The 18,768-nt window shown below is 26.7% G+C and carries 19 protein-coding genes, 3 tRNA genes and 3 pseudogenes; 13 read left to right on the forward strand and 12 right to left on the reverse strand.

The genetic code is table 4. The features are described from left to right. Nucleotides 1-119: 119 nt before the first annotated feature. Together ACQH23_RS03475 and ACQH23_RS03480 are read right to left on the reverse strand one after the other, a co-directional pair. Nucleotides 120-1,070: an IS30 family transposase gene (locus tag ACQH23_RS03475; protein WP_425378937.1), complete on the reverse strand. Its 951-nt coding sequence runs from the start codon at nt 1,068-1,070 to the stop codon at nt 120-122. 240 nt (nt 1,071-1,310) lie between these two features. Beyond that, nucleotides 1,311-1,511, reverse strand: a complete 201-nt coding sequence (locus tag ACQH23_RS03480) for a hypothetical protein (protein WP_425378938.1) — start codon at nt 1,509-1,511, stop codon at nt 1,311-1,313. A 133-nt stretch (nt 1,512-1,644) separates the two neighbouring features. Here ACQH23_RS03480 and ACQH23_RS03485 point away from each other — a divergent pair. Together ACQH23_RS03485 and ACQH23_RS03490 are read left to right on the forward strand one after the other, a co-directional pair. Next, nucleotides 1,645-2,754 (forward strand): annotated as a pseudogene (locus ACQH23_RS03485) (IS3 family transposase). Between the two features lie 18 nt (nt 2,755-2,772). Beyond that, a complete protein-coding gene (locus tag ACQH23_RS03490; RefSeq protein WP_425378939.1) occupies nt 2,773-2,895 on the forward strand; it encodes a hypothetical protein in 123 nt (40 codons plus the stop codon). 117 nt (nt 2,896-3,012) lie between these two features. Here the strand turns inward: ACQH23_RS03490 and ACQH23_RS03495 are convergent, their stop codons facing one another. Further along, nucleotides 3,013-4,347 carry a DEAD/DEAH box helicase gene (locus ACQH23_RS03495; protein WP_425378940.1) on the reverse strand — a complete coding sequence of 445 codons (1,335 nt, stop codon included), beginning with the start codon at nt 4,345-4,347 and terminating at the stop codon, nt 3,013-3,015. Nucleotides 4,348-4,683: 336 nt separating this feature from the next. Here ACQH23_RS03495 and ACQH23_RS03500 point away from each other — a divergent pair, with 336 nt between their 5' ends. The 3 genes and pseudogenes from ACQH23_RS03500 to ACQH23_RS03510 all read left to right on the forward strand — a co-directional run bounded on the left by ACQH23_RS03500 (nt 4,684) and on the right by ACQH23_RS03510 (nt 5,360). Then, nucleotides 4,684-4,947, forward strand: a complete 264-nt coding sequence (locus tag ACQH23_RS03500; RefSeq protein WP_425377654.1) for a hypothetical protein — start codon at nt 4,684-4,686, stop codon at nt 4,945-4,947. Nucleotides 4,948-5,120: 173 nt separating this feature from the next. Then, nucleotides 5,121-5,186: pseudogene (locus ACQH23_RS03505) on the forward strand (hypothetical protein); the annotation flags it as partial. 21 nt (nt 5,187-5,207) lie between these two features. Further along, nucleotides 5,208-5,360, forward strand: coding sequence for a hypothetical protein (locus ACQH23_RS03510; protein ID WP_425378941.1), 153 nt, complete (start codon nt 5,208-5,210; stop codon nt 5,358-5,360). Here the strand turns inward: ACQH23_RS03510 and ACQH23_RS03515 are convergent. Further along, the gene (locus ACQH23_RS03515) at nt 5,357-6,307 is read right to left on the reverse strand and encodes an IS30 family transposase (RefSeq protein WP_425377913.1); all 951 of its coding nucleotides are present in this window, start codon (nt 6,305-6,307) and stop codon (nt 5,357-5,359) included. The genes ACQH23_RS03510 and ACQH23_RS03515 overlap by 4 nt on opposite strands. A 301-nt stretch (nt 6,308-6,608) precedes the next feature. Here ACQH23_RS03515 and ACQH23_RS03520 point away from each other — a divergent pair, with 301 nt between their 5' ends. Then, complete coding sequence (locus ACQH23_RS03520) at nt 6,609-8,858, forward strand: RelA/SpoT family protein (protein ID WP_425378942.1); 2,250 nt, start codon at nt 6,609-6,611, stop codon at nt 8,856-8,858. A 135-nt stretch (nt 8,859-8,993) separates the two neighbouring features. On the opposite strand, the gene ACQH23_RS03525 is transcribed toward ACQH23_RS03520, so the two are convergent. The 5 genes from ACQH23_RS03525 to ACQH23_RS03545 all read right to left on the reverse strand — a co-directional run bounded on the left by ACQH23_RS03525 (nt 8,994) and on the right by ACQH23_RS03545 (nt 10,886). After that, nucleotides 8,994-9,077, reverse strand: a complete 84-nt coding sequence (locus tag ACQH23_RS03525) for an IS3 family transposase (protein ID WP_425379302.1) — start codon at nt 9,075-9,077, stop codon at nt 8,994-8,996. A gap of 346 nt (nt 9,078-9,423) precedes the next feature. Further along, nucleotides 9,424-9,585 carry a hypothetical protein gene (locus tag ACQH23_RS03530; protein WP_425378943.1) on the reverse strand — a complete coding sequence of 54 codons (162 nt, stop codon included), beginning with the start codon at nt 9,583-9,585 and terminating at the stop codon, nt 9,424-9,426. A gap of 28 nt (nt 9,586-9,613) precedes the next feature. Continuing rightward, nucleotides 9,614-9,916: a hypothetical protein gene (locus ACQH23_RS03535; RefSeq protein ID WP_425377708.1), complete on the reverse strand. Its 303-nt coding sequence runs from the start codon at nt 9,914-9,916 to the stop codon at nt 9,614-9,616. Nucleotides 9,917-9,935: 19 nt separating this feature from the next. Next, nucleotides 9,936-10,568: an IS30 family transposase gene (locus tag ACQH23_RS03540; protein WP_425379303.1), complete on the reverse strand. Its 633-nt coding sequence runs from the start codon at nt 10,566-10,568 to the stop codon at nt 9,936-9,938. Nucleotides 10,569-10,571: 3 nt separating this feature from the next. Beyond that, entirely contained in the window at nt 10,572-10,886 is a 315-nt protein-coding gene (locus ACQH23_RS03545) for a transposase (protein WP_425378944.1), read from the reverse strand. Between the two features lie 153 nt (nt 10,887-11,039). Here ACQH23_RS03545 and ACQH23_RS03550 point away from each other — a divergent pair. From ACQH23_RS03550 to ACQH23_RS03570, 5 genes and pseudogenes are all read left to right on the forward strand, one after another. Further along, a pseudogene (locus tag ACQH23_RS03550) lies at nt 11,040-11,866 on the forward strand (transposase family protein). Between the two features lie 349 nt (nt 11,867-12,215). Next, a tRNA-Trp gene (locus tag ACQH23_RS03555) sits at nt 12,216-12,291 on the forward strand. A gap of 81 nt (nt 12,292-12,372) precedes the next feature. Next, nucleotides 12,373-12,449, forward strand: a tRNA-Trp gene (locus tag ACQH23_RS03560). A 10-nt stretch (nt 12,450-12,459) separates the two neighbouring features. Next, nucleotides 12,460-12,552: transfer RNA gene (locus ACQH23_RS03565), tRNA-Ser, on the forward strand. Between the two features lie 492 nt (nt 12,553-13,044). Next, nucleotides 13,045-13,203: a helix-turn-helix domain-containing protein gene (locus ACQH23_RS03570; RefSeq protein WP_425378945.1), complete on the forward strand. Its 159-nt coding sequence runs from the start codon at nt 13,045-13,047 to the stop codon at nt 13,201-13,203. 292 nt (nt 13,204-13,495) lie between these two features. Here ACQH23_RS03570 and ACQH23_RS03575 read toward each other — a convergent pair whose 3' ends face one another. Further along, nucleotides 13,496-13,765: a hypothetical protein gene (locus ACQH23_RS03575; protein WP_425378946.1), complete on the reverse strand. Its 270-nt coding sequence runs from the start codon at nt 13,763-13,765 to the stop codon at nt 13,496-13,498. A 48-nt stretch (nt 13,766-13,813) separates the two neighbouring features. Continuing rightward, nucleotides 13,814-14,950: an Mbov_0401 family ICE element transposase-like protein gene (locus tag ACQH23_RS03580; RefSeq protein WP_425378947.1), complete on the reverse strand. Its 1,137-nt coding sequence runs from the start codon at nt 14,948-14,950 to the stop codon at nt 13,814-13,816. A 154-nt stretch (nt 14,951-15,104) separates the two neighbouring features. On the opposite strand from ACQH23_RS03580, the gene ACQH23_RS03585 reads away from it, so the two are divergent. Next, entirely contained in the window at nt 15,105-16,145 is a 1,041-nt protein-coding gene (locus ACQH23_RS03585) for a rod shape-determining protein (protein ID WP_425378948.1), read from the forward strand. Between the two features lie 179 nt (nt 16,146-16,324). Beyond that, a complete protein-coding gene (locus ACQH23_RS03590) occupies nt 16,325-17,569 on the forward strand; it encodes a replication-associated recombination protein A (RefSeq protein ID WP_425378949.1) in 1,245 nt (414 codons plus the stop codon). A gap of 308 nt (nt 17,570-17,877) precedes the next feature. On the opposite strand, the gene ACQH23_RS03595 is transcribed toward ACQH23_RS03590, so the two are convergent. Beyond that, nucleotides 17,878-18,720, reverse strand: coding sequence for a DegV family protein (locus tag ACQH23_RS03595; protein ID WP_425378950.1), 843 nt, complete (start codon nt 18,718-18,720; stop codon nt 17,878-17,880). Nucleotides 18,721-18,768: the final 48 nt, after the last annotated feature.

Consider the following 18,768-nt stretch of genomic DNA (forward strand, 5'->3'; position numbering starts at 1 on the left):
TTTCCTTTAATTTTGTCGAAAACTATTGATATTTTAATAAAACATTGATTCTGTTGGGTTTTTAATAAAAATATACTGCACCCTGTTTAGTAAGTGCCAAATTGTAAAGTTAAGTGCAACTAAATTATTTTTCTAACCAAATATTCGATTGGCGAAAGATAATTTAGTATTTTTCTTGGTCTTTGGTTTAAAGACAATATAAATTTATGAACTGCATTTTTAGTAGTATTTGAAAAATTAAATTTTTTAGGAAATTTTTCTCTAATTAAACCATTAGTATTTTCATTATTACCTCTTTGTCAGGGTGAATATGCATTAGCAAAATAAATTTTCACATTTAAATTTTTTTCAAGTTGTTGTCAATTAGCAAATTCTTTACCACGATCAAATGTTATAGTCTTAACAAGATTATTTGGCAGAATTGATAAATAATGGCTAATATTTTCGTTAATAACTTTAGTAGTTCTATTTTCAACTAATATTGCTAAAGTAAATCTTGATGTTCTTTCAACTAAAGTTATTAAACATGATTTACTTTTACCTCGTGATGATACTACGGTATAACCTTCTCAATGACCAAGAGTTACGCGATTATTAACATTAGCATTTCGTTCTTTAATTGATTTACCATTAAATTTACCCCGATTTTCTTGATATTTTCGTTTCTTACCTTTTCTTCTTAAATTTTTATTAGTAACTTTTTCAAGTAATCCAGAATAAATTCAATTGTAAATTGTTTTAAAACTAATAATTCATTCTTTATGAAAATTTTTAATTCTGCCATAAATTTGTTCGGGTGATCAACCTAATAATAATTTTTGTTGTACATATTTTACTAATTCTCTATTTTTAAACTTATGAAAATAAATATGTGATTGTTTTCTATTTTCTGCTTTATTTTGTGCAATTAATGAAAAATAATGATTATTATCTTTATTTCTATTAACTTCTCGAATAATAGTACTAATACTTCGATTAAGATTTTTAGCTATTTCACTAATTTTTATTTTAAACTTCAATTGATTCTCAATATAAATTCTTTCATCTATGCCAAGATGTTTATATCCCATATAAAAACTCCTTGCTTTATTTTTTCTAAAATAAACTTAGCATCATAAAATTTTTATATGAGATTTTTTGCAATTTTATTTACTTGCACTTACAAGTATAATTCAGCAAGTATTAATAAAAAGGTTTACAAACTTTTATTTATTATACTTCTTGCGATACTAACAAAAATAAAAAAATTACAAATTAAAAAAATTAAATTAAACTTTAAAATAATCATTTTTAAAAATTTTAATTGCTTTTTAAGCATAAATAACAAGGTATCGCAAGAAGCCTATTATATATTTTTCTTTTTGGTTTGAATATCATTTATTTCATTTTTTAACATCATTAATATATTCATTATGAGATTTATAATTTTTATTATGGATTGTTCCTTTTTTAAGTAATGAATGAAAAATTTCAATAATAATGTTGTCTGCACAATGATAATTTTTACCCATTGAAATTATAATTTTGTTATCTAAACATTTACTATTATAATCTTTAGATGTATGGATAGGTTACAATAAGTTGGACCATATTTATGTGGACTTTCAAATAAAATATAATTATGAAGAAAGTAGGAATATAAAAATGGGAAGAAATTCATCGGTGTATGAATTTAAAAAACAAATTGTTTTACTTTATCAAAATGGTAAAACCATTCTTGAAATTTTTAAGGAATATGGGATGTCAAAATCAGCCGTATATCAGTGAATTGAAAAATTAAATAATTCTGGATCTTTTAAAGCAAAAGATAACCGCACTGTTGAAGAAAATGAACTTGATTGCCTTGCGGAAAGAATTAATCCAATTACGAATGGAAAACGACATTTTAAATCAAGCGGCACTGATAATCGGCAAAAAATAGAAATTATTAACAATAATAAATAAAAATATTCCGTGCGAAAAATGGGTCAAATATTAAAGATAGCAAAATCAACATATTACTATCAAATTAATAAATACGCTACGGTTGATGTTAATAATTATGAACAAGAAGTTATCAGTCCATTTAATGATAGTCGCAAAATTTATGGAGCTCGTAAAATTAAAGCTATTTTAACCAGAAAAGATATTATCTTATCGCGAAGAAAAATTCGCCAAATTATGATTAAAAATCAGTTAGTATCTAAATACACCAAATTAAAATATCGTAATCATAAGTCAATGGTTAATAACGACGAAATTAGCAACGTTTTAAACCGTGAATTTAATAATAAACAACCAAATGAAGTTGTTGTTAGTGATTTAACATATGTTCAAGTTGGTGCTAAATGACATTATATTTGTTTATTAATTGACTTGTTTAATCGTGAAATAATTGGCTATAGTGCCGGGACAAACAAAACAGCCCAACTAGGACAAAAAGCCTTTTATTCAATTACAAGACCATTAAATCAAATTACGTTATTTCATACTGACCGGGGTAATGAATTTAAAAATAAAATCATTGATAATATCTTAAATACTTTTAACATCAAACGATCATTAAGCAATAAAGGCTGTCCATACGATAATGCTGTGGCTGAAACAACTTACAAAAGTTTTAAAACGGAATTTATCAAGGGGCAAAAATTTATAAATTTAACCCAATTAAAATACAAATTATTTGACTTTGTGGATTGATATAACAATATTCGAATTCACGGTAGTTTAAATTATTTAACACCCGTTGAATTTAGAAAACAACAGTCCATATAAAAAGTGTCCTAAAAAGGGTTGCCAATCCAAATCCATAATAAAAATTATAAATCTCATAATGAATATATTAATGATGTTAAAAAATGAAATAAATGATATTCAAACCAAAAAGAAAAAGATATAATAAATGAAAGTTTGTAAACCTTTTTATTAACACTTACTAAACAGGGTGCAGTCTAATTATACTGAAAAAAAGCACCATGGTGCTTTTAACAACTTAATTTCTTACAAAGAACATTTTGTAAGAAATTATTTGCTTTAAATTCGGTTAAATGTAAAATTATTTCTCCCAAATTTTTTCTTTTTTTCTTTTCAAGTTTTATTACCTTGTGAACTGAAGTCTCTCTTACCATTAGATTGCTTACTTTTATTGCTACGTTGTGAATTATCATATTTAAAATTACTATTCTTTTGTTTAAAACTCGTTTGTTTATGATTAGCATCAAATTTTTTTGTTCCTTGTGGTTTTGGTTTTAAATAATATTCTGAAATATTTAATAATTCAATTCTCTTCTTCTGATATTCACCTAAGTGCTGCATTTCTTTCAATTCATTACAATTTGAAACAATTGAGATTGCTACTCCAGTTGCACCAGCTCGTGCTGTTCGTCCAATACGGTGAATATAACTTTCTCGTTCAGTTGGAATATCATAATTAATAACATAATCGATATTCTCAATATCAATTCCTCGCGCAGCAACATCAGTTGCAACCATTACCGTTGCTTTACCATCACGGAATAAACGCATTGCTTGTGTTCGTTCATAACGACTTTTATCACCATTAATAACACAGCAACTAATACCATTGCTTGTTAACATATCCGCAATTTTATTTGTAAAAGCTTTTGTGTTAGAAAAAATAATACTGCGTTTTGGTTGTAAATGTTGATATAAAGCAATTAAAACATCTTTCTTATGATAATTAATTGCATTAACATATTGTTGTGTTATATTATTTTGTTCAATGCTATTTTTTGTAACAACAATTTCAACTGGATTATTTTGATAAGTATTAGCAATTTCTAATACTTGTTTTGGCATTGTTGCAGAAAACAATAATGTTTGATATTTTTCTGGGGCATTTTCAAACACTTTATCAAGATCATTTTTAAAACCCATTTTTAACATTTCATCAGCTTCATCAAGGACAATTGTTTTAATTTTATCTAAGCGTAATGTCTTACGATTAATATGATCAGCAATTCGCCCTGGTGTTCCAACAATAATATTGCTTTTTCGTAAAGCATAAATTTGGCGTTGGATATGCGAACCACCACAAATTAATGTTGCATTTACTCCTTCTAAATAAGTTGCAAATCTACGTACTTGACCAATAATTTGGGTTGCTAGTTCATGTGTTGGACATAAGATAATTGTTTGTGACCGTTTTAAGTTTGTATCTAAGTTTTGCAAGATAGGTAAAATAAATGCTACCGTTTTACCAGTTCCGGTATGACTTTTACCAATAATATCTTGATTATTTAGGGCAACTGGAATCGCTTTTTCTTGGATTTCAGTTAGATTAGTATAACCCATTTTAGCAATCATTCGCTGTAATGATGGGTATAAATTTAATGTATTAAAATTCATTTAATCTCCTTTTATTTTCATATCATAGTTTAGTTGTTTTTTTAACATTACAGCTGTTGAATTTACATATTTATATTATTTTAGATAACAGAATAAATTAAAGTTTAACAACTTAATAAGTATATCTCAAAATGACAAAAAAATAAAGTATTTTTATTTTAATTTTGTCGAAAACTCTTGATATTTTAATATTTTAATAAAATCCTGATTTTATTGGGTTTTTAATAAAATGTATTTCTTGCAAATCTCTATATTTTATAATGTTTATACTGCACCCAAAAAAGTAAGTAAAGAAAAAAAGTCTTTGCTAAACTTTTAAAGGAGGTGCATTTTTATATGGCAAGAAAAGGACAAAAATTTAATAAATATACAGCAGATTTTCGAAAAAGGATAGGACAAGAGGTTAAAAATAATAGTATAAGTTTTATTGCAAAAAAATATGCAATTAATAAAAAAACTGTTGCTTCATGGTATGAAAATTTTAAGAAAGGAATTTTAAACACCAATAAAGGTCCAAAAGAATCATTTGAAAAAAGAGATTTAAACTATTACAAAGTTAGGTATGAATTATTAAAAAAGCTTCATGACTTTTACAATTAAATAAAAGAAAAATTGTATTTTTTATCAAAGAAAACATTAATAAATATCCACTAAATTTATTACTTGATATAACAGATTTAAAGCGTAGTTATTGAGATAAATATAAAAATTATTCAAGTAATGGTAAGGATAGCGAATCATTAAAAAATATTGTAAAAGTCTATGAAGAAAATTTAAAACAATTTGGTTATCGTCGAATTACCAAATATTTAAAAGAAGATTATGGCATTGTTTATAATGCTAATAAAGTATTGCGAATTATGAAAGAAAATAATATTCAAGCTGAATATGTAAAGCGTATGCGTAGAAAAATATTAATAAAACAAAATAGAAATAAAAATATAATTAAATATCCTGATTTAGTAAATCGTAATTTTAATGATATGCCAAATTGTAAAGTTAAGTGCAACTAAATTATTTTTCTAACCAAATATTCGATTGGCGAAAGATAATTTAGTATTTTTCTTGGTCTTTGGTTTAAAGACAATATAAATTTATGAACTGCATTTTTAGTAGTATTTGAAAAATTAAATTTTTTAGGAAATTTTTCTCTAATTAAACCATTAGTATTTTCATTAGTACCTCTTTGTCAGGGTGAATATGCATTAGCAAAATAAATTTTCACATTTAAATTTTTTTCAAGTTGTTGTCAATTAGCAAATTCTTTACCACGATCAAATGTTATAGTCTTAACAAGATTATTTGGAAGAATTGATAAATAATGGCTAATATTTTCGTTAATAACTTTAGTAGTTCTATTTTCAACTAATATTGCTAAAGTAAATCTTGATGTTCTTTCAACTAAAGTTATTAAACATGATTTACTTTTACCTCGTGATGATACTACGGTATCACCTTCTCAATGACCAAGAGTTACGCGATTATTAACATTAGCATTTCGTTCTTTAATTGATTTACCATTAAATTTACCCCTATTTTCTTGATATTTTCGTTTCTTACCTTTTCTTCTTAAATTTTTATTAGTAACTTTTTCAAGTAATCCAGAATAAATTCAATTGTAAATTGTTTTAAAACTAATAATTCATTCTTTATGAAAATTTTTAATTCTGCCATAAATTTGTTCGGGTGATCAACCTAATAATAATTTTTGTTGTACATATTTTACTAATTCTCTATTTTTAAACTTATGAAAATAAATATGTGATTGTTTTCTATTTTCTGCTTTATTTTGTGCAATTAATGAAAAATAATGATTATTATCTTTATTTCTATTAACTTCTCGAATAATAGTACTAATACTTCGATTAATATTTTTAGCTATTTCACTAATTTTTATTTTAAACTTCAATTGATTCTCAATATAAATTCTTTCATCTATGCCAAGATGTTTATATCCCATATAAAAACTCCTTGCTTTATTTTTTCTAAAATAAACTTAGCATCATAAAATTTTTATATGAGATTTTTTGCAATTTTATTTACTTGCACTTACAAGTATAATTCAGCAAATATTAAAATATCAAGATTTTTCGACAAAATTAAAATATTGATGATTTTTTTATTTTATCAAGAGTTTTCTACAAAATTAAAGAAAATGGTTGAAATTTATTAAAAATATTTTATTATTAATTTAACAAGATATAAATTTGCCGTTTGTATCTACACAACGCCTAATTATAAGAAAAAGGGGGTTGTTTGTAATGGATCAAGATATTAAATACGATAAAGTATTAGCCCAAATTAAGCTATACATTAAAGACGAAACAACGTTAAAGGAAATTCAGAAAGCATATGAATATGCCAAAGAAAAACACCATGGTCAAGTTCGTAATAGCGGGACAGCGTATATTATTCATCCCTTATGAACAACCTTTTTTTTGGCACAATGACGAATGGGACCAAAAACATTAATTGCGGGTCTTCTCCATGATGTTTTAGAAGATACCCCAGCCACATTTGAAGAATTACAAAATTTGTTTGGGATTGAAATTGCTAATTTAGTTGAAGGAGTAACAAAGGTTAGTTATTTCGCGAAAGAAAATCGTACCCAAATTAAAGCTCAATATTTACGAAAATTATACTTATCAATGGCGAAAGATATTCGTGTTATTATTGTTAAGTTAGCCGATCGCTTACATAATTTAAAAACAATTGGTTATTTAAAACCAGAACGGCAACAAATTATTGCTCGTGAAAGTTTAGAAATTTATTCTGCCATTGCCCACCGGTTAGGGATGAAAGCGGTTAAACAAGAAATTGAAGATATTAGTTTTAAAATTATTAATCAAGTGCAATATAATAAGATTGTTTCATTATTAGAATCAAGTAATAAAGAACTAGAAAATACTATTAATCAAAAGATTGAAGAGTTAAAACAAATTTTGATTACTGAAAAAAAGATGTCGGTCAAAGTTTATGGACGTAGTAAGACAATTTATTCGATTTATCGGAAAATGAATCAATTTGGGAAAAACTTTGATGACATTCATGATATTTTAGCAGTCCGCATTATTACGAATAGTATTGATGATTGTTATAAGGTGTTAGGATTTGTGCATCAGCATTATACCCCCTTAAATAATCGTTTTAAGGATTATATTGCGACGCCAAAACATAATTTATATCAATCATTACACACTACAATTGCGGCTGAAGATGGCCTTATTTTTGAAATTCAAATTCGAACTGAGGAAATGGATGAATTAGCAGAGCAAGGGGTTGCCGCCCACTGACGTTATAAAGAGGGCGAAAATTATGATATTGCGAAGAAACAAAAAGATATTGATGATCGATTAGATATTTTTAAACGTATTTTAGATTTAGAAAATATCTCGGTCCAAGAACGCGATGAAATTCAACAAGAAGTTTATAACCCAGATCATTTAATGGAGCAAATAATTCAAAATGACATTTTTTCATCATTAATTTATGTGTTAACACCAAATGGTAAAGTTGTGACATTATCGTTTGGCTCAACTGTTCTTGATTTTGCTTATAAAATCCATTCTGAAATTGGCGAAAAAACAATTGGAGCGAAAATTAATGGCTTATTTTCACCAATTTCAACGGTCTTAAAATCGGGGGATGTTGTTGATATTAAAACAGCAGCGACCCAGAAACCAAATCATTCTTGATTAGTAGTTGCTAAAACATCATCAGCATTACAAAAAATTAAAAAATATTTGAAAAAAGAACTAGCGGAAGCAAGCAGCGATAGTAAATCAATTAATTTAGAAAAAATTAAACAAACGAAAGTGCAAATTGAAGAGTATATTGCCAAAAAAGATTTAAAATGAAAACTAGTTGATGTAGAAACCCAATTTGAACGGTTACATGCTATTAATTTTAATAATATTGAAGATTTCTTATTAGATGTTGCTAATAATGAATATACTTTAGAGGAAGCAATTAATTTAGTTTATCTTGACCATGAAACAAGTCAAAATGAAAAAATTATTAAAAAATTACAGGATAAACAATATAAAAAATCCCAATTAAAAGATGACATTATTGTGCAAGGAATTTCGAGCATTAAGGTTGTTATTTCCCAATGCTGTTTACCAATCCCCTATGAAAATATTACGGGTTATGTTTCAAAAGCAGAAGGAATTAAGATTCATTTAAAAACATGTCGTAATATTCAAAGCGGCGATAAACAAGATCGACAAGTTGAAGTTAGTTGAAACGAAGCTGTTTGTAAAAATAAACAATATGATTGTGCCATTCGAATTGAAGCGATTGAGCGACCAGCCTTATTAGTTGATGTGACAAAAGTGTTAAGTCATTTAAATGCTTCTGTGCAAATGATGACGGCTAATATTTCGAATGATTTAATGAATTTAACAATTAAGACAATTATTAAAATTAATAATGATGATCGTTTACAACAAATTCGCTCATCATTATTAGCGATTCCCGACATTAAAGTTGTTGAACGCGTTATGATGTAAAATATCTCAGAAAGCAAATTAAAAAAGTTTTCTTGCAATTTTAATTTTGTCGAAAACTCTTGATAAAGTCAAAAACCCCTATAAAATATAGAAATTTGTAAAAAATTGGATTGGCAACCCTTTTTAGGACACTTTTTATATGGACTGTTGTTTTCTAAATTCAACAGGTGTTAAATAATTTAAACGACCGTGAATTCTAATATTGTTATATCAATGCACAAAGTCAAATAATTTTTATTTTAATTGGGTTAAATTTATAAATTTTTGCCCCTTGATAAATTCCGTTTTAAAACTTTTGTAAGTTGTTGTTTCAGCCACAGCATTATCATAAGGACAGCCTTTATTGCTTAATGATCGTTTGATGTTAAAAGTATTTAAGATATTATCAATGATTTTATTTTTAAATTCATTACCCCGGTCAGTATGAAATAACGTAATTTGATTTAATGGTCTTGTAATTGAATAAAAGGCTTCTTGTCCTAGTTGGGCTGTTTTGTTTGTCCCGGCACTATAGCCAATTATTTAACGATTAAACAAGTCAATTAATAAACAAATATAATGTCATTTAGCACCCAACTTGAACATATATTAAATCACTAACAACAACTTCATTTGGTTGTTTATTATTAAATTCATGGTTTAAAACGTTGCTAATTTCATCGTTATTAACCATTGACTTATGATTACGATATTTTAATTTGGTGTATTTAGATACTATAGACTGCACCCTGTTTAGTAAGTGTTAATAAAAAGGTTTACAAACTTTCATTTATTATATCTTTTTCTTTTTGGTTTGAATATCATTTATTTCATTTTTTAACATCATTAATATATTCATTATGAGATTTATAATTTTTATTATGGATTGTTCCTTTTTTAAGTAATGAATGAAAACTTTCAATAATAATGTTGTCTGCACAATGATAATTTTTACCCATTGAAATTATAATTTTGTTATCTAAACATTTACTATTATAATCTTTAGATGTATATTGATATCCATGATCTGAATGAATTATTGTTTTATTTAGATCTTTTTTTATTTTTTTAATTGCCAAATTGTAAAGTTAAGTGCAACTAAATTATTTTTCTAACCAAATATTCGATTGGCGAAAGATAATTTAGTATTTTTCTTGGTCTTTTGTTTAAAGACAATATAAATTTATGAACTGCATTTTTAGTAGTATTTGAAAAATTAAATTTTTTAGGAAATTTTTCTCTAATTAAACCATTAGTATTTTCATTAGTACCTCTTTGTCAGGGTGAATATGCATTAGCAAAATAAATTTTCACATTTAAATTTTTTTCAAGTTGTTGTCAATTAGCAAATTCTTTACCACGATCAAATGTTATAGTCTTAACAAGATTATTTGGAAGAATTGATAAATAATGGCTAATATTTTCGTTAATAACTTTAGTAGTTCTATTTTCAACTAATATTGCTAAAGTAAATCTTGATGTTCTTTCAACTAAAGTTATTAAACATGATTTACTTTTACCTCGTGATGATACTACGGTATCACCTTCTCAATGACCAAGAGTTACGCGATTATTAACATTAGCATTTCGTTCTTTAATTGATTTACCATTAAATTTACCCCGATTTTCTTGATATTTTCGTTTCTTACCTTTTCTTCTTAAATTTTTATTAGTAACTTTTTCAAGTAATTCAGAATAAATTCAATTGTAAATTGTTTTAAAACTAATAATTCATTATTTATGAAAATTTTTAATTCTGCCATAAATTTGTTCGGGTGATCAACCTAATAATAATTTTTGTTGTACATATTTTACTAATTCTCTATTTTTAAACTTATGAAAATAAATATGTGATTGTTTTCTATTTTCTGCTTTATTTTGTGCAATTAATGAAAAATAATGATTATTATCTTTATTTCTATTAACTTCTCGAATAATAGCACTAATACTTCGATTAAGATTTTTAGCTATTTCACTAATTTTTATTTTAAACTTCAATTGATTCTCAATATAAATTCTTTCATCTATGCCAAGATGTTTATATCCCATATAAAAACTCCTTGCTTTATTTTTTCTAAAATAAACTTAGCATCATAAAATTTTTATATGAGATTTTTTGCAATTTTATTTACTTGCACTTACAAGTATAATTCAGCAAATATAATTAAAAATAAAAAATATAAATTAGGATGGTATAAAACTATGAAAAATGATAACTTTAAATTTCTTAATGATAAAGAATTATTACGATTAACAGGAATAAAACAAAATACTTTTAATAAAATGTTAGATATTTTAAAAGAAGCCGAGTTAAAAAAAATAAAAAAGGCGGAAAAGCTAATAAATTATCATTAGAAAATCGTTTATTAATGACTTTATCATATTGAAGAAAATACCGCACTTATTTTCATCTTGGCAAAAGTTTTGGCATTAGTGAGAGTAATTGTTATCGTAATATCAAATTAATTGAAAACACTTTAATTAAACATCCTGACTTTCAACAACTTGCTGGGCAAAAAACATTAATAAATAAACACTTTAATGATAAAACAATTATTATTGATGCAACCGAAACAGCAATCCAACGCCCAAAAAAAGACAAAAAAATACTATTCCGGAAAAAAGAAAAAGCATACTATCAAAACACAAATAATCATCGAAAAAGAAAGCAAAACTATTATTGCAAAAAATTTTGCTTGTGGTAAAACCGATTATTTTCGTTTATTTAAAGAATCAAAATACCACTTTTAAAAGCTAGCAAAGTAATAGTTGATACAGGTTATCAAGGCTTGCAAAAAATGCATCGGAATGTTTTGATTCCGCATAAAAAAACAAAGCAAAAACATTTTCAATAACGATTCTCATTTGTGAAATTAGTTTATTATGCTGTTTTTGTTCGTTATTTAAATGTTTTTGCTATCCTTAAAAAATTTAAAATTATTACTGAAAAATATCGCAATCGTAGAAAAAGCTTTGCTTTAAGATTTAATTTAATTGCTTCAATCTATAATTTTCAATTGTTATTATAAATAAGACAAGAAGTTGAATGAAAATTAACTTTAAATAATAAAATCATTTTTTGTTGTGCCAAAATAATGCATCTCTTAAAGACTATAAGAATTAAATTAATAAGAGGTATAAATTCCTATTTGTATTTTTTCTTTATGAATTAATCTGCAATGATTATCTTAGTATCGCAAGAAATCTAATAAATAAAAGTTTATAAACCTTTTTATTAATACTTACTAAACAGGGTGCAGTCTAAGCCCTCATTTTGAAGATAATTTGAATGAGGAAAATAAATAAAATTGTTTGCTATTTTTAATTTATTTTGTTAAAATGATTAAGTGCCAATTTAGGTGCTTAATTTACTTTGTTAGGGGTATAGTTCAAGCGGTAGAACATCGGACTTCAAATCCGAGTGTTGTGGGTTCAAGTCCTGCTACCCCTGCCATAACATGAAAAGATGAAAGTGTGGAAATACTTTTTTATTTTGTCATCTTTCTATTATTATGTTATGATTGAAAAAGGATTTAGGGGTGTAGTTCAATATGGTAGAACAGCGGTCTCCAACACCGTACGTTGTGGGTTCAAGTCCTGCTACCCCTGCCAGTAAAAAAGTGGAAGTATACCCAAGTCTGGTTGAAGGGAACGGTCTCGAAAACCGTTAGATGGAGTGATCCATGCAAGAGTTCGAATCTCTTTACTTCCGCCATTAAAATTAATCGAAAAATAAAAAAACCATTTCTAAAGTAGAAATGGTTTTTCATTATTATTTAATTTGAGAAACTGCGACAAAAGCAATTGTATTTAATCCCGTATGGGCAACAAATTTCAGTTTGATATGTAACTTTTAACTCATCTAATTTTTGGATAACGTTGTCCCAAACTTTATTATTACATGCACTTGTTTTTAAAACAAATAATTGAAAGTTTAATTTCATTGTTTTCTTAAATTTTTCTCAAGTCTCAACTAATGTTTCAATTAAATTATTTAAAGTTCGTGATGAGGCAATTTTTTTGAATTGTATATTGTAAAACTAAATCATAAAAAGTTAATGAAATTATATTTTAATTTTGTCGAAAACTCTTGATAAAATGCTGAATTATACTTGTAAGTGCAAGTAAATAAAATTGCAAAAAATCTCATATAAAAATTTTATGATGCTAAGTTTATTTTAGAAAAAATAAAGCAAGGAGTTTTTATATGGGATATAAACATCTTGGCATAGATGAAAGAATTTATATTGAGAATCAATTGAAGTTTAAAATAAAAATTAGTGAAATAGCTAAAAATCTTAATCGAAGTATTAGTACTATTATTCGAGAAGTTAATAGAAATAAAGATGCTGAATTATACTTGTAAGTGCAAGTATAATTCAGCATTTGTAATTTTTTTTATTTTTGTTAGTATCGCAAGAAATCTAATAAATAAAAGTTTGTAAACCTTTTTATTAATACTTACTAAACGGGGTGCAGTCTAATTTTTTAAAAAACTCTTGATAAAGTCAAAAACCCCTATAAAATATAGAAATTTGTAAAAAGTCCATTTTATTAAAAACCCAATAAAATCAAGGTTTTATTAAAATATCAAGAGTTTTCGACAAAATTAAAAGGTAGCGTGTAAAATGTTGGGGAAAAGTTTTTAGCATTAAGTTCTAATAATAATTAGAAACTATTTTCTTTAAAAGATTTTTAGTATTTGATAATGTAGAAGCGGTGAATATTGGTAAGTTATATTGTTTAACTTCTGGATTATTCATCTTTTTAAATATTCATCTTCAAGTAATTTGTTCATTTTTTACTTGAAGATTTTTAATTTCTGTTAGTTCTTGAAAGGGATTAATCCCATTAGCTGTCAATTGTTTTAATAACATTACTTTGTAAATCGTTTTTTCATTAAATATTTTTGGTTTTGAACGAAACATTACTTTAATAATTCGAGCAATATAACTTTCAATGCGACAACCAATATTTTATTGATATTCTCATTTTTGAATTGCTCCATAGTATGTTCTTAAATAATTAGATATTTCTTGTAACTTTCCTTTCGCTTCTTCGGTTTTAACAAGCTGATAAGCTCATTCAAGGTATTTTGTAACCTTGTTTCAGTTTAATTTTAGAATTGCTTTTCTAATTTTATTAAATAAATAACGTTTATAATATCGTGGACCACGGAGACAATCTTTAATTTTTTTAATAACATGGAAACGATCAATGATAAATTCAACATTGATGTGTTTTTCAACCGTTGAAATATATTGTGCACCATCACCAAGCACAATAATTTTAGCTGTCTCGGGTGATTCATAATTTAAGTTAATAAATTCTTTAATTCCTTGTCAGTATTTTTTAGAGTTAATTTTTTTAACTTCATTAGTCATTGTTACTAGAAATTTGACATTATGTATTGTTTTTCGTATTGTTTTAGGATCTTTATAACCAGTATGAAAGACGGTTAAACGGATTCTTTTCTTAATTTTTAATCGTTTTTTGATTTGATAACTAATGGCATTGCGATATGCTTCATCGGTTTCAATATAAATAACCCCATCATGTTTTAGTTTTGTATCTGGTTCATCTAGCATTAGTTCTAACAAATGTTTAATATCAAACCGTTTAATAAGGTTAAAAATTGTTTTTTTTGTTATGTTAGCATTCCGATACATATTACAAATATCTTGATAACTAAAATTTATGCCTAATTTGATGATTATTTCTAACGAAAAATCATAATCAAGTCGCTGATAACTTTCAATCCCTAATTGAATATCAAGTAAAAAAAACGTTTTTGGTTTTTTTGCCACTTGAAATTCTGGTTTTAAGATATATTTTCGTCGTTTAAAAGTAACTTCACCATTACGAAAAACCAAAGTTCGTTGATAAAATCCTTTTGGAATATAACGTGCTTTGCGTCAGTCCTTATTAAAAATATAGTTATCAATATATTCAAAAATATTTTTAAATAGTATTCAAGCTTCAGAACTAATTTCATTGTTTAAATAGGATAATAGTGCTGTAATAGGGATATTGGGGCTAATTTCATTAATTAAATCAATAAAAGAGTTATTATTTTCGTTTAAAAACTCTTGGATTCTATTTATAATATTCATAGGATAGTTTTCTTTCTAATTTTTTTCAAACTTAATTATATTGAAAACTTTCTTTTTTATTTTCCCCAACTTTGGCAACGCAATCAAATTAAAAAATAATACTTATTGTTTTTCTTATAAAAAAGAATATAATTACTATTAAGGAGGATTTGATATGGCCATATTTAATAATAAGAAGCCGACTTTTGTATCAATGGATTTAGGGACATCTTCTACCTTGGTTTATATCTCAGGGAGCGGGATTATTTATAATGAACCATCCATTGTGGCATATAAAATTAAAGAAAACCGGATTATTGCTGTCGGGAATGAAGCATATAAAATGATTGGAAAAGGAAATAAGACAATTAGAATTGTCCGTCCAATGATTGACGGTGTTATTACTGATATTCGTGCAACTGAAGCACAATTAAAATATATTTTTAACCGTTTACGGATTAATAAACAGTTAGTTAATTCAGTTATGTTATTAGCTTGTCCGTCAGTTATTACCGAATTAGAAAAAAATGCATTGAAAAAAATTGCAATTAATTTAGGGGCAACAAAAGTATTTGTTGAGGAAGAAGTTAAAATGGCTGCTTTAGGTGGTGGACTTGATATTTATAAACCTTTTGGAAACTTAGTAATTGATATGGGAGGAGGAACAACAGATATTGCTGTTCTTGCTTCAGGAGATATTGTAATTTCAAAATCAGTTAAAGTTGCTGGAAATTATTTAAATGATGAGGTTTTAAAATATGTCCGTTCACAATATGGTTTAGAAATTGGAATTAAAACAGCAGAAATGATTAAAATCGAAATTGGCTCATTAGCAAAATATGGTGATGAACAAAAAATGAAAGTATATGGACGAGATGTTGTTTCAGGTTTACCACGGGAAATTGAATTAACCCCCGAAGAAATACGAGAAGTTTTAAAATTTTCAGTATCACGAATTATTGATTTAGCAGTTCAAGTTCTAGAAGAAACTCCACCAGAATTAGCGGGTGATATTTTCCGCAATGGAATTACCATTTGTGGGGGTGGTGGTTTAATCAAAGGAATTGATCATTACTTTGAAGATACCTTGCAATTATCAGCTAAGATTGGTGAACAACCATTATTAGCTGTTATCAATGGAACAAAAAAATTCGAATCAGATATTTATGATATTATTCGTCAAGAACATCATAAAATCAAAGAATTAGATTATTAAACTATGTCAGAAGTTGATATATATAATGATAAATAGAATATCAAAATAACAAATATGGTCAGCATAGCTCAACTATAATAATCAAAACCAACCTAACAAAAGTTAAGGGTGGTTTATTATAAAACTGATAATTAATCAGTTTTATATGTTATGATGTAAAAAAGTACTTAGGAGAAAAAATGGCGGAACCATTAGCATTTGTATTACGACCCACAACAATTGCCGATATTATTGGGCAAAGTCATATTATTAACGACCACAATGGTGTTATTTCACGAATGTTGAAATATAATTTTGCCAGTTCATTAATTTTTTCTGGTGACCCAGGGGTTGGGAAAAGCATTATTGCCCGGGCATTGGCGAATGATTTACAAATCGACTATGCTATTTTTAATGCTGAAATTGATAAAAAACAAGATTTAGAAAACATTATCAATCAAGCCGGGGCGATTGAACGGTTTATTATTATTATTGAAGAAGTTCATCGGATGAATAAAGATCGCCAGGATATTTTATTACAATATTTAGAAAATGGTCATTTAATTATGTTTGCTTGTACAACGGAAAATCCATATTTTGTTATTAACCCAGTACTACGTTCTCGAGCTAATATTATTAAATTAGAACGAATTACGCCGGAAGAAATGTTGACTGGTTTGAAAAAATTAATTACAAATAAAAAATTACCTTTAACAATTACAACGGATGCTTTAACTTTAATTTGCCAATTAGCGAGTGGTGACTTGCGCATTGCGATTAATATTTTAGAATTATGTTTGAATTTATATCCTACCGAAGAAATTACACCTGTAATTGTTAAAAATATTGCTCCATCAGCTAATTTAATTAATTTTTCTGCCGGTGATGAGCATAATGATTTAAAATCAGCCTTGCAAAAATCAATTAGGGGAAGCGATGTTGATGCAGCATTATATTATTTTGCTCGGTTATTAGCGAGTGGTGACTATGAAGCATTACTTCGCCGAATGCAAATTATTGCTTATGAAGATATTGGTTTAGCTAATCCAGCCATTGCGGGACATGTTAAAACAGCAATTGATAGTTTTCGCCAAATTGGGTTGCCAGAAGGACGAATTCCATTGGGGTTAGCGATTGTTGAAATGTGCTTAAGTGAAAAATCAAATAGTGCTTATTTAGCGACTGATCAAGCGTATGAGGATGTTTTAAATGGTAAGCTTTATCCAATTCCACATCACTTACGAGATACTAGTTATGCTTCCGCTGGGAAGTTAGGGAATGGAATTGGTTATCAATATCCCCATGATTTTCCCGATGATTATGTGTCACAGCAATATTTACCAAAAGAAATGTGCGGAGTTGTTTATTATCATCCAAAATTACATAGTGTATATGAAAAACGGATTAATGAATTATATGAACGATTTACGAAAAAAACAAAGTAGTTCTTTGCAAACACTTAGTTTTTAAAACCTGAATTGTAAATATATTTGAGACACTTTATTAGACTTCTTGCGATACTAAGATAATCATTGCAAATTAATTCATAAAGAAAAAATACAAATAAGAATTTATACCTCTTATTTGTATTTTTTCTTTATGAATTAATTTGCAATGATTATCTTAGTATCGCAAGAAGTCTAATGTGTAAGGGAGTGACATGAATACCCAATTGTTTAATTTCTGCTGTTGTAAAACTTGCGGATGAATCAGTTAAGATTGCAATTTTTTTACTCATTAGTTGGACCTCCTTTTATTGATCTCAACATACTAGCACGACCGTATTTGCTCCTGTATGAGCTGCGATAACATTTGGCAAAATGTATGTCGAATTAATTTTAGCACCCGCATCGTCAATAATGTTATAAACTTCTTGCAAAGTTTCATCATCAGTTTTTGAATGCAATAAAATAATATTTTTTCAATTTTGCCGTTCTTTTTTAATTTGTTGGAAAGCTGTTTCGACAGCTTTTTTAAATGTTCTAGTTTTGTCAAATTTATCAATGCGACCATCATATCTCAAAATAGGTGTTATTTTTAAAAGCGATGCTAAGGCTGCAACTGTTGCTGTAATTCGCCCTCCGCGTTTTAAAGTTTCCAAACTTTTTGGGATAATGAATGCGCTAACTTTTGTTTTAATTAAATCAAGTTTTGGTTGAATTTCTGTTAATTTAATTCCTTCACCAATTCATTGATAAACTAGATCAATCGTATATACCAATAGTTGACTTACACCATCAGTATCAATAACAAAAACCTTGTCTTTATATTCATCATCTTGTGCTAACATTGAGATATTTTCATGTTGGCCAGATAATCCTTTTGATAATCCCATAAAAATAATGCCATCATATTTTCTTAACAATTCGTTTCAAGTACTTAACATTTTCCCCATTGGAATCTGACTAGTTTTAATTACTTGATGTTCTAAGATATCATAAAATTCATTAAAAGAAATGACATTTTCATCATCTTCAACTTCACTACCATCTGGGAAATTTAGTAATAATGGTAACAAATACGTATCTTCGTATTTTTTTAGTTCACCTTTTTTAATTCCTGATGATGAGTCGATTATTAATGCAACTTTGCGCATATTTTTCCTCCATATATTTTCTGTAATTTTAAGTATCATTGAACCTAA

This window comes from Spiroplasma endosymbiont of Polydrusus pterygomalis (assembly GCF_964030635.1).
GTDB lineage: Bacteria > Bacillota_I > Bacilli_A > Mycoplasmatales > Mycoplasmataceae > Spiroplasma.